Here is a 10,118-nt window from a genome sequence, read left to right as displayed (position 1 = left end):
CACCGAACTCGTCGCCGGCTGTCCCTGGCTACCCACCGGCGCAGCGACCACCTGACCAGTCACCGGCGGCATACCAGTAAACCCATTCTGCGTAGCCGATGTTCCTGGAGTGCGGGACGTTCATACCCTCGGGCCAAAATCGAGCGTGATACCTGTCCGGTATGAAAATGCCGGACAGGTATCACGCTCAACAGCACCTCGGCCGGTCAGCCGGCCGGTCGTCAGCCGACCGGTACGGGCGCCTTCACCACCTCGGTATCGGCCGCCGGGACCGCCGCCGCGGCCTCAGCCCGGCGCCGCTCACGTTCCTGTGCGCCGATCAGGTCGTCGGGCAGCGAGTCGGGTACCTCCACGTCGAACCGGCGCAGCGTCCGGATGGCGAACCCGCCGAGGGTCACCAGGACCAGCGCGAACCCGAAGACCAGGTACGCGAAGCCGATCCCCCGGCCCGGACCGGTGCCGATCACCGCACCCACCGAACCGGCCAGCGCACCGCCCGGGGCGAGCATCGGCTCGAAGAGCGCGGTGGCGCCCGGGGCGAGCACCGCGAACCCGATCGGCAGCGTGGACCAGGTGATCGTCTGGTTCAACGCGAAGACCCGACCGTGGTACCGCTGCGGCACCTTGACCTGCACGATCGTGGCGTAGATGCTCTGCGCCGTGGTCATCGCCATGGCCAGCCAGAACGCGCCGACCGAGATCCACACCACCGACGGGTCCAACCCGACCACCATGCAGCCGATGGCGGTACCGAGGTTGCCCAGCAGCACCCCGATCATCCGCCGCTGCGGCGGGCCGCCCCACAGCGACATCAGGATGCCACCGGCCACCGCGCCGAGCGCCTCGGCCAGGGCCACCTGGGCCACCTGGGTCGCCGTGGCGAACGACAGCACCAGCGGGGTGGTCAGCACCAGCACCGGGGCCAGGAAGATGTTGCCCAGCGCGAAGTAGCCGAGCATCAGCCGGAAACCCCGGTGGTTCCACGAGTAGCGCAGGCCGTTGGCGATGGCCACCAGCAGCCGTTCCCGGGGCCGCCAGCCGAGCAGGTCCGGGAAACGGACCACGGCCAGCGTGGCCACCGCCACCAGGTAGCTCGCCACGTCGATGAGCAGGATGCCCTTGAGTTCGATGGCGGCGAGCAGACCGGCGGCGAAGACCGGCATCAGCAGCATGGCGAAGCCGTTGGTGAGCTGCGTGATGCCCATCGCGTGACCCAGGTAGCGCTTCGGCACCAGCTGCGGTACGGACGACTGGAAGGCGATCCGCTGGAACGACGCCGCCACCTGACTCAACGCCACCAGCAGATAGATGTGCCAGAGGTGCAGGTTGTCCGTCCAGAGCAGGGCGGCCAGTACCAACTGGACCGTACCGGCACTGGAACTGGCGATCATCATGATCTTCCGGCGGCTGATCCGGTCGGTGACCGCGCCGGCCACCGGCAGCATGAGCACGCCGCAGATCAGTGCCAAGGCCCAGAGCATTCCCAGGTTGGCCACCGAGCCGGTCTGGGTGAACAGCCAGATCGGCAGGGCGAACGCGGTCAGCGCCGAACCGGTGGTGGAGACGAGCTGGCCGACGGTGATCGCCACGAACCGGCCCATGCTCGGCTTCACCACGTCGGCGCGGGCCGACGTCTCCCGACCGATCCGCTGCCAGTCGCGGACCGTCCAGGCCGCGTCCTCGCCCCGGGCCGCGGGCTCCATCGCCGTGGTGTCCCCCGCCGCGATCGCCGGGTGTACCCGGGTGACGATCTCGGCCAGTTCGTCGGCCCGGTACTTCAGGAAGAAGTGCCCCGCCTGGTCGAGCACGACCAGGCCGACCGTGTCACTGAGGAACTGCCACTCGGCGTACCGCTCGGTGAAGTAGTCGGTGACCGGGTCCTCCGAGCCGACCACCGAGATGATCGGTGCCCGCAGCTTCTCCGCCCGCCGGTCCAGCAGGCCGGTGAAGTACTCCTCGGACGCGCGGGAGTCCGCGCGCATGTTGGAGATGATCCGGTCGGCCTGCTCCGGGTCCAGCTCGCTGGTGTCGACACCCATCGACTTGAGCCAGCTCGCGTAGTGCCGGTTGCTGCGCAGCTTCTCCATCCGGGTACGGGCCGCCGCGAACAGCCCTTTCGGGCGGGCGAACGGGAACATCGCCCCGATGTAGACCGCGGTCAGGTCCCGGCCGGCGGCCTCCAGCTTCCGGGCCACCTCGGCGGTGATCGCGCTGCCCACCCCGCAGTGGCCGTAGAGGGCGACCGGACCGGTGATCCGCTCCAGGATCTCGTCGGCGACCCGGCTGGTCAGCTCGTCGAAGGGCAGCCCCGCCTCGTCCAGACCGACGTCGTGACCGGGGATGGCCAGCGAGTAGAGCGCGTGTCCGGCCGGCAGCGCGTCGGCGAGGGGCTGGTAGACGATGGCGCTGCCGCCGCCGTACGGCACACAGACGTAGGTCAGGGTGCGCTTCGCCTCGGGGATCGGCTTGGTCAGCTCGTAGAGCAGCCGACGCGGCCCGTCCTCCTGCTCGGCGGAACCGTCGATGAACGCGGCCAGCTCGCGGATGGTCCGCTTCTGGAACAGGTCCATCACGCCGACCGCCCGGCCGGTCTCGTTGACCCGCCGGATCTTCGCCACCACCTGGGTGGCGAGCATCGAGTGCCCGCCCAGGTCGAAGAAGTCGTCGTCGATGCCGAGCGTCGGTACGCCGAGCACCTCCGACCACATGACGGCGAGCATCCGCTCGGTGTCGGTACGCGGCTCGACCAGCTCGACGGAGGCCTCCCGGGAGACCACCGGTGCGGGCAGGGCCTTCCGGTCCAGCTTGCCGTTCGGGGTCAGCGGCAGCGCGTCCAGGGTGACGAACGCGGTCGGCACCATGTACTCCGGCAGCCGGTCCTTCAGCGTCGCCTTCAACGCGCCCGGTTCGGCCTCGCCGACCAGGTACGCGGTCAGCCGCTTGTCCCCCGGGGTGTCCTCACGGACGATCACCACCGCCTCGGTCACCCCGGCGCAGTCCCGCAGCGCGCTCTCGATCTCGCCCAGCTCGATCCGCAGGCCGCGCAGTTTGACCTGGTGGTCGATCCGGCCGAGGAACTCGATGACGCCCCCGCCATCCGGGGTGGCCCGCCACCGGGCCAGGTCGCCGGTGCGGTAGAGCCGGGCGCCCGGCTCGGTGCCGAACGGGTCGGGCACGAACCGCTCGGCGGTCAGCGCCGGCCGGCGGTGGTAGCCACGGGCCAGCCCCACCCCGCCGATGTGCAGCTCACCGGCGACCCCGACGCCGGCCGGCTGGCCGGTCTCGTCGAGCACGTGCAGCCGGATGTTGGCGATCGGGGCGCCGATCGGCACGCTGGTCAGCCCGGCCAGCGCCTCGGGTGCGCAGTGCCAGGACGAGACGTCGATCGCCGCCTCGGTCGGGCCGTACAGGTTGTGCAGTCCGCAGTGCGGGAACCGGGCGGTGAAGTCCTGCGCCGAGGCCAGGGTCAACTCCTCACCGCTACAGATCACCCGGCGCAGCGCGGTGCACGCCTCGATGCCCTCCTCGCCGAGGAAGACGGTCAGCATCGACGGTACGAAGTGGGCGGTGGTGATCCGCTCGGCGATCAGCAGGTCCCGCAGGTAGCCGGCGTCCTTGTGGCCACCCGGCTTCGCCAGTACCAGCCGCGCACCGGTCTGCAACGGCCAGAAGAACTCCCACACCGAGACGTCGAAGCTGGCCGGGGTCTTCTGGAGCACCGCGTCGTCGGCGCCGAGCCGGTACGTCTGCTGCATCCAGTCCAGCCGGTTGACGATGCCCCGGTGGGTGTTCGGCACCCCCTTGGGCCGGCCGGTGGAGCCGGAGGTGTAGATGACGTACGCCAGGTTGCCGGGACCGGCGGTCGGTGCCGGATCGGTGTCCGGCTGATCCGCCCAGAGCGCCGGGTCGTCCAGCGCCAGCACGGTGGCGTCGGTGGCCGGCAGCACGTCGCGCAGGTGCTCCTGCACCAGGACCACCGGCGCCGCCGCGTCGGTGACCATGAAGGCCAGCCGGTCGGCCGGGTACTCCGGGTCCAGCGGCAGGTACGCGCCACCGGCCTTGACCACCCCGAGCAGACCGGCGACGAGTTCCACCGATCGTTCCGCGCAGACCCCGACCAGGGTCTCCGGACCGACCCCGGCCGCCCGCAGCCGGTGCGCGATCCGGTTGGCCATCGCGTTCAGCTCGGCGTACGACACCGAGCGGCCCTCGAAGGTGACCGCCGGTGCGTCCGGGGTCCGGGCCACCTGCTCCTCGACCAGGCCGTGCAGGGTGGCCGCCGACGGGAAGTCGGTGGTGGTGTCGTTCCATGCGTCGGTGAGCAGGGCCCGTTCCGGCCCACCGAGCATCGCCAGCCGGGAGACCGGGGTCTGCGGCGCGCCGACGATCGACGTCAGCAGGGCGTCCCAGCGGGTGGCGATCCGTTCGACGGTCTCCCGGGTGAACAGGTCGGTGTTGAAGACCAGCTTGCCCCAGAGCCCCTCCGGGACCTCCACCACGTGCAACTCGAAGTCGAAACGGGTGGCCCGCAGCTCCATCGGGGTCCACCGGAACGACACGTCCGACCCCGTCGCCGCCGAGGTGAACCGGCCCATCTCGTAGTTCTGGAGCACGAACATGGCCTGGAACACCGGCGACCGGCTGACGTCACGCGGCAGCCCCATCTCCTGCACGACCTTGGCGAACGGGACGTCGGCGTGCTCGAAACCGTCCAGCACGGTCCGCTTCGTCCGGTCCAGCAGCTCGGTGAAGGTCGGGTCGCCGGACAGGTCCGCGCGCAGCGGCAGCATGTTGATGAACATGCCGACCACGTTCTCCAGCTCCGGCGCGGACCGGCCGGCCACCGACGCGCCGACGGCGAAGTCGTCCTGCCGGGAGTGCCGGGCCAGCAGCACGTGGTACGCGGCGAGCAGGGTCATGAACATGGTGCCGCCCGCGTCGCGGGTCAGCGCGGCCAGCCGGTCGGTGACCTCCCGCCCGACGGTGAACTCGACGAAGTCACCGTGGTAGGTCTGGGTGGCCGGGCGGGGCAGGTCCAGCGGCAGCTCCAGCGGGGTGATCCCGGCGAGCTGCTGCTTCCAGTACTCGACGTGCCGGCGGGACTCCGCCCCGGTCAGCGCCTCGGCCTCCCAGGCGGCGAAGTCGCCGTACTGCACGGGCAGTTCGGGCAGCTCACCGCCGTGGTAAAGGGTGATCAGGTCGCGCAGCAGCACGTCCACCGACCAGCCGTCACCGACGATGTGGTGCTTGCTGATCAGCAGGAACCGGTCGTCGTCGGCGACCTGGACCAGCAGGACCCGCAGCAGTGGCCCGTCGGTCAGGTCGAACGGTTCCATCGCAGCGGCGTCGACCAGCGCCTGGGCGGCGGCCTCGTCGGCGGCCGTCTCGATGCGCAGCGGCACCTCGACCGAATCGGCCACCACCACGGTCGGCCGGCCGTCGGCGTCGGCCGGGAACCGGGTACGCAGCGCCTCGTGGCGCCGGGTCAACGCGGTCAGCGCGGCCCGGAGCCGGTCGACGTCCAGCGGACCACCGACCCGCAGCGGGATCGCGATGTGGTATGCCGCCTCACCCGGGGCGATCTGGTCCATGAACCATACCCGCTCCTGGGCGTAGGACAGCGGGGGTGCGCCGCCCGCCGGCCGGCGCGGGATGCCGGTCGTCGCGGCAGCCGCCTTGCGCCGACGCAACCGCTGGGCGACCAGCGCCCGCCGGGCCGCGTCGGCGTCCGGAGCAGGCCGGGTTGCGGCGTCGGCGTCCGGAGCAGGCCGGTTCGCGGCCTCGCCGTCTAGGGCCGGCCGGGCGGCATCCGCGTCCGGGGCTTGCCTGAGGTCTGTCATATGTTGTTTCCCTCTTCCGCCGCGAGCAGCGCGGCGACCTCTGCCTCGGACAACCCGTCCACCTCGGCGGCGATCAGGGCCTCGATCTGGGCGGCGAGGTCGGCCACCACGGGGTGGCTGAACAGCGCCCGCATCGGCAGGTCCACCTCGACCTCGGCCCGGATCCGGGACATCGCCCGCATGCCGCGCAGCGAGTTGCCGCCCAGGACGAAGAAGTCGTCCAGGGCGCCGACCTTCTCCACCTTCAGGATCTCGGCGAACACCTCGGCGACCAGCGCCTCGGCGTCGGTACGCGGCGCCACGTACCCGGCACCGGCGGGGACACCGCCGGTCGGGGCGGGCAGCGCCGCCCGGTCGAGCTTGCCGTTGGGGGTCAACGGCAACGCGTCCAGCCCGACGATCGCCGACGGCACCAGGTGCGCGGGCAGGGTACGGGCCAGCTCGGTGGTGAGCGCGGCGGTGTCCGCTCCCCCCACCACGTACGCCACCAGGGCCGGCTCGCCGTCGTCGGTGCGGACGGTGACCACCGCCTCACGGACCCCGGGCAGGGCCAGCAGGGTCGACTCGATCTCGCCGAGTTCGATGCGCATGCCGCGCACCTTCACCTGCTGGTCGGCCCGGCCCAGGTAGTCGAGGGTGCCGTCGGCCCGCCAGCGGGCCAGGTCACCGGTGCGGTACATCCGCCGCCCGGGTGCACCGAACGGGCAGGGCAGGAACCGCTCGGCGGTCAGCGCCGGGCGCCGCAGGTAGCCCCGGGCCACCTGGTCACCGGCGACGTACAGCTCACCGACCACCCCCGGCGGCACCGGCCGCAGCGCCGTGTCCAGCAGGTACACCTCGATGTTCCACACCGGAGCGCCGATGGTGACCGCTCCGGCCGGCAGGTCCGCGCCGGGCGCGATGCGGGCCGCGACGCAGCCCACCGTCGCCTCGGTCGGGCCGTACTCGTTGATGACGGCCACGTCGGGGTGGGCCGCCCGCCACCCGGCCAGCATCTCGGCGGTCAGCGCCTCGCCACCGATCACCAGGTCGGTGGTCGGGGACAGCACACCGTCGAGCAGCGGCAGGTGGCTGGGGGTGACCTTGAGGAAGTCCGGCCGGCCACCGGTCCGGGCCGCCGAGGAGTCGATCCCGGCGAGCCGGATGGTGCCACCGGCGGTCAGCGGGCCGAGCAGCCCGGTGACGGTCAGGTCGAACGCCACCGGCGAGTGCAGCAGCGCGGTACCGGTCAGCCCCGGGTAGGTCGCTCGGGCCCACGCCAGGTAGGCGTCGACCGAGCGGTGCTCGACCACCACGCCCTTGGGCCGCCCGGTCGAACCGGAGGTGTAGATGACGTACGCCGGGTGTGCCGGGTCCAGCGGTGCCCGCCGGTCGGCGTCGGTGAGGTCGTCCTCCGGCCCGGTCGGCTCGTCGGCGTCGACCAGCAGCGCATCGGCCGGTACCAGGGCGGCGGTGGCCCGGGTGGCCAGCACCAGCGCCGGTTCGGCGTCGTCGAGCAGGTACCCGATGCGGGCCGCCGGGTAGCCGGTGTCGACCGGTACGTAGGCGGCCCCGGACTTGAGCACGGCGAGGATCGCCACGACCAGCTCGACCGACCGGGGCACCACCAGGGCGACCCGGGTCTCCGGGCCGGCACCCCGGTCGACCAGGACCCGGGCCAGCCGGTTGGCGGCCGCGTTGAGCCGGGCGTAGCTCAGCTCCACGCCGTCGCAGACCAGCGCGGTGGCGTCCGGGGTGGCCGCCACCTGCCGCTCGATGAGGGCGGTGACCGTGGACCCGGCGACCGGGTGGACGGTGTCGTTCCAGGTACGCAGGACCAGTTCCCGCTCGGTGTCGGCCAGCAGGGGCAGCTCGGACAGCCGCTGCCCCGGGTCGGCGACCGCCGCGTCGAGCAGCCGGACGTACCGGTCGACGACGGCCTCCGCGGTGCTGCGGTCGAACAGCGCGGTGCGGTACAGCAGCCGGCTGGTCTGCGCGGTGATGTCGAAGGCCAGGTCGTCCTTGGTGGTGCCGAGCAGCACCGGGTCGATACCGCTGTCCGGGATGAAGTTGAACGCCGCCTGGAAGACCGGCTGCACCGAGGGGTCCCGGTGCGGGGCGACCGCCTCGACGATCCGCTGGAACGGGGTCTGCCCATGATCCATGGCGTCGACCAGGTCCCGCTTGACCCGCTCCAGCAGCTCGGTGAAGGTCGGGTCACCGGTCAGGTCGCAGCGCAACGCGACCGGGTTGACGAACATGCCGATCAGCGAGGCCAGCTCGGCCCGGTCCCGGCCGGCGGTGGAGACCCCGACCACCAGGTCCCCGGTGCCGCAGATCCGGCCGAGCAGCGCGGCGTACGCGCTGAGCAGCACCATGAACCCGGTCGCCGACGAGGCGTTGGCCAGCGCGTTCACCCGGTCGAGCAGGCCCTCCGGAAGGGTGAAGTGCACCTCGTCCCCGGCGAAGCCGAGCTGTGCCGGACGGGGCCGGTCCAGCGGCAGGGCGGTCACCGGCGGCGCGTCGGCCAGCCGGGCCCGCCAGAAGTCGAGCTGCCGGTCCAGTTCCGCGCCGGTGAGCTGGTCGCGCTGCCAGACCGCGTAGTCCGCGTACTGGATGGGCAGCTCGGGAAGCTGGGGTTCGGTGCCGGCCAGCACGGCCCGGCTGATCTCGGCCACCTCCCGGTCGAACAGCAGCACCGAGTGGCTGTCGAAGACCGCGTGGTGGGCGACGAACACCAGGTACCAGTCGGCGTCACCGAGCTGGAGCAGCCGGGCCCGCCACGGTGGCGGGCTGTCCAGCGGGATCGGTGTCCGGGCCAGGTCCCCGGCCAGGTCGTTGATCCGCTGCCGCTGCTCCTCGGTGGTCAGCCCGCGTAGGTCGTCGACGGGCAGGTCGACCGGTCCGGCCTCCCGGACCACCTGCACCAGGGCACCGTCGTCCATCCGCAGGTGGGTACGGAGCGCCTCGTGCCGGGCCACCACCCGGGTCAGCACCCCGGTCACCTGCTCCCGGGTCAGCCCGGGGGCGAAGTGCCACGGGCTGGAGACGTTGTAGACCGGGGAGCCGGTGTCGAGCTGGTTGGCGATCCAGACCCGCTCCTGGGCGTACGACGCCGGGAAGGTCCACTCCTTGGGCGGTGACAGTGTCATGCCGTGGCCGCCTCGCGTACCGACCGGGGACGCATGTCGGTCCAGACGGTGTCGATGTGCGCCAGGCACTCCTCGCGGGTGCCGGCGAACCCGGCGTCGTACCAGCCGGCCGGCAGCTCACGCTCGGCCGACCAGATCGAGTACTGCTCCTCGTCGTTACGGACCACGAGGAATCGGGGCTCGGCCATCACTTCTCTCCAGGGATGCTCGTCGGGGTGTACGCCTCGGCCATGGCCACCGCGATCTTGCGGGGGCCGGTGAACGGTTCGCGTCCGTGCGCGGCGGTCATGTTGTCGACCACCAGCACGTCGTCGGTGACGTAGTCGAATCGCACCGATGCCTCGCGGTACGCCGCGCGCAGGTGCGCCATCACGTCGTCGGGGATCCGGCCACCGTCGCCGTAGTAGGTGTTGGTCGGCAGCCCCTCCTCCCCGAACATGTCGAGCAGCCCCTCCTGGAGGTCCTTGGCCAGCGTGGTCACGTGGAAGAAGGTGGCGTGGTTGAACCACCGGGGCACGTCCGAGCCGGGCCGGTAGTGCACCGCGTCCCGCACCGACCGGGTGCGCAGCCCGTCGGAGCCGATCCACTCGATGTCGATGCGGTTGCGGGCGCAGTACGCGGCGACCTCGTCCCGGTCCTCGGTGTTGAACACGTGCTGCCAGCGGGTACCGAAGTCACCGTGGAAGTTGCGCACCACCATCCACTGGCGACGGACGAACTCCTCGCGGACCGCCGGATCGATCAGGTCGTACACCCGGCGCACGTCGGCCAGCGGGGTGGCGCCCTGGGTCTCCGGCGGGGTGACGCAGTAGAAGAACAGCGTCAGCGGCCAGGACGCCTGGTACGAGTTCTCGTTGTGCAGGAAGATCTCCTCGTCCGGCGGGTAGTCGGTCGAGGTGTAGACGTTGCCCTTGATCGAGTGCCGGGGGGACGACCGCTCGTGGTAGGTCAACGGCTCGCCGGCCAGGGCCCGCACCACCGCGTCGAACCCGTCGACGCCGCCCACGTCGAAGCCCCGGAACAGCAGCCCGCCGTGCTCGACGAGGCTGGCCCGCAGCTCCTCCCGCCGACCCGCGATCAGCTCCGTCAGTGCGGTGCCGTCGCTCTCGACGACCACCGGCAGGGTGGCGACCATGTCGCTCATGGC

At 71.8% G+C, this 10,118-nt stretch carries 4 protein-coding genes; all 4 read right to left on the bottom strand.

Features of this window, described 5'->3' with window-relative positions; translation table 11 throughout:
• Positions 1-221: 221 nt before the first annotated feature.
• The 4 genes from V6U90_RS27530 to V6U90_RS27515 are packed head-to-tail and all read right to left on the bottom strand — an operon-like array spanning position 222 to position 10,115.
• The gene (locus V6U90_RS27530) at positions 222-5,840 is read right to left on the bottom strand and encodes a non-ribosomal peptide synthetase/MFS transporter (RefSeq protein ID WP_334442682.1); all 5,619 of its coding nucleotides are present in this window, start codon (positions 5,838-5,840) and stop codon (positions 222-224) included.
• Positions 5,837-8,971, bottom strand: coding sequence for a non-ribosomal peptide synthetase (locus V6U90_RS27525; protein ID WP_334442679.1), 3,135 nt, complete (start codon positions 8,969-8,971; stop codon positions 5,837-5,839). The genes V6U90_RS27530 and V6U90_RS27525 overlap by 4 nt, the downstream gene beginning before the upstream one ends.
• Positions 8,968-9,159 (bottom strand): MbtH family protein, encoded by a 192-nt coding sequence (locus V6U90_RS27520; RefSeq protein WP_334442675.1) that lies wholly within the window; start codon positions 9,157-9,159, stop codon positions 8,968-8,970. The genes V6U90_RS27525 and V6U90_RS27520 overlap by 4 nt, the downstream gene beginning before the upstream one ends.
• Entirely contained in the window at positions 9,159-10,115 is a 957-nt protein-coding gene (locus tag V6U90_RS27515) for a TauD/TfdA family dioxygenase (RefSeq protein ID WP_334442673.1), read from the bottom strand. Before V6U90_RS27515 ends, V6U90_RS27520 begins: the two co-directional genes overlap by 1 nt.
• Positions 10,116-10,118: the final 3 nt, after the last annotated feature.

It is taken from the genome of Micromonospora sp. CPCC 206060 (assembly GCF_036906895.1).
Lineage (GTDB): Bacteria > Actinomycetota > Actinomycetes > Mycobacteriales > Micromonosporaceae > Micromonospora.
Note: the sequence above shows the minus strand (reverse complement) of the source record. Positions and strands in the feature narration are given on the sequence as shown.